Source organism: Oxalicibacterium sp. (genome assembly GCF_035565035.1).
GTDB lineage: Bacteria > Pseudomonadota > Gammaproteobacteria > Burkholderiales > Burkholderiaceae_D > Oxalicibacterium.
On sequence record NZ_DATMTD010000059.1, the window covers coordinates 1 to 1,843 of the forward strand.

At 56.0% G+C, this 1,843-nt stretch carries 2 protein-coding genes; both read right to left on the reverse strand.

All coding sequences use genetic code 11. The annotated features are described in order from the left end of the window. Positions 1 to 126 precede the first annotated feature (126 nt). The gene (locus tag VN114_RS05355) at positions 127 to 1,116 is read right to left on the reverse strand and encodes an SdiA-regulated domain-containing protein (RefSeq protein ID WP_325512741.1); all 990 of its coding nucleotides are present in this window, start codon (positions 1,114 to 1,116) and stop codon (positions 127 to 129) included. A 36-nt stretch (positions 1,117 to 1,152) separates the two neighbouring features. Then, positions 1,153 to 1,668, reverse strand: a complete 516-nt coding sequence (locus tag VN114_RS05360; RefSeq protein WP_325512743.1) for an SET domain-containing protein — start codon at positions 1,666 to 1,668, stop codon at positions 1,153 to 1,155. Positions 1,669 to 1,843: the final 175 nt, after the last annotated feature.

Here is a 1,843-nt window from a genome sequence, read left to right on the forward strand (position 1 = left end):
TCTATATCAAAGGAGGAGACATAGAGGAGACAGATGCAAGTATAGGGAGCACTGTCATTTCACTCCAATTTCCTTTTCCAATATCAGATATCGTTTTTGTGAATATGGCGTTTGGCCCGCAAAAGCTTACCGGGTAAGGGGCGCCGGACGCAGACGATAGAACAGATTGGGTTCGCTGATCATGTACAGCGTGCCGTCCGGCCCCAGCGCCAGTCCTTCCGCCTGCGGCACACCGTCATTGCTGCCAGGCATGCTGCGCAGTTCGACCTGATTGACGACGGCACCGTCTTGATTCAGTTCGACAATGCGTTGCGACTCGTCGCTCAACAGCAACAAATGCCCGTTGAGAACATTGACGTCGACAGACGACAGGTCGGTACCGATGTCATTGTCTTCCAGCCAATGATCCAGATTTTCGATCCGCATCGTGAAGTGCCCGGTTTTCAGATAGTCGCCCAGACCGCCGATGCGATACAGCGCGCGTGGTGAATGTTCCTTGGCAACATAAAGCTGGTCATGATTTTGATCGTAGCCCAGGCCTTCGAAACCGGCGTTATCGCGCGTCATTTCCTTTGATGAACCCAAGTCGAGCGCGAACGATGTCGCGTCCTGCAGATCCAGATCGGCGGTGGCGGATTTCGGCAGCTGGGCGATGACGATGCGACCGCGGCCTTCTTCTGCCAGCGCGATGCGGTTGTTGCCAAGATAGGCAACGCCTTCGACATCCGACGCATGACGCAGCTTGTGGCGATGCAGGATTCGACCTTCCAGATCCATCGTCAGCAGCGTGGCGGGACGATTGATGACGGCGATCAGTTGTTTGGTGTCGGTATTGAAGGCGAGGCCGGACAGGTTGCGATCGATGCCGGCGACGACGCGGCTGTCGATTTCCATCCAGTAGGTTTGCAGTGGCAGGCTGCCTGATTGCGGCGCCTTGGCGGTCTGCGATGGTCGCATGGACGCCCACCACAGATAAAGCTGGTTATCGACATGATAAAAGCGGATCCCGATATAGACGCCAATGCCCAGCAGTACAAGCAGCGAGCCCGTCACCAGCCACCGCAGCGCATGCGGCAGGAAGAAGCCGAGGGAATATCGGGGTTTGACGGGTTTCACGTTGTCCCAGGTGAGGATCGATGGGCGATATGCGGATCAGTCTTTTTTCTTGTCTTTCTTTTTCTTCTTTTTCTTTTCCGGTTTTGCCAGCATCGTGCCGCGGCAGGTCGGTGCGCCGCAACGGCATTCGTAGGCTTTCTTCAACGCCTTGGTCTGGCGCTCGTCGAGAATCAGGCCGTAGTCGTAGTTGAGTTCTTCACCACGCTTGAGGTCGCGCAATGAATAGATATAGACGCGGCCTTTTTCCTCGCGCGCTTCGCAGTTCGGTTCGCAGGCGTGATTGATCCAGCGTGCATCGCTGCCGTCGACGCCGCCGTCGATCAGCTTGCCGTTTTCCAGGCTGAAGAAGAAGGTATGGTACGGATTTTCCGGATCGAGGCCGTGGCGCTTGGCGGCTTTCTTTTCGCTGATGCGTTCGCCTTCGTATTCGATCAGGAAGGTATCTGCGGCAATGTTGCGTGCCGCAAAAACACCGCGTCCATGAATCGGGGAGTTGCGTACGATGATGGCCGGCTTGCCGGGCGATGGGGTGTTCTTGCTCGATTTGGTCATGGGGTGATGGCGTTCGGCTGCTGGTCTGCTGGTAATAACGGAAACCGGTCAGCGATTCACTGCCGGGCGCGCCATTGTCCATCAATACGCGGCTGACGACAATCGCGGTTTTATGACATGGAAAAATCCGGCGGCGAAGCGCAGCGGCTCTGTTTCAGCGAGATAAAAAAATGCC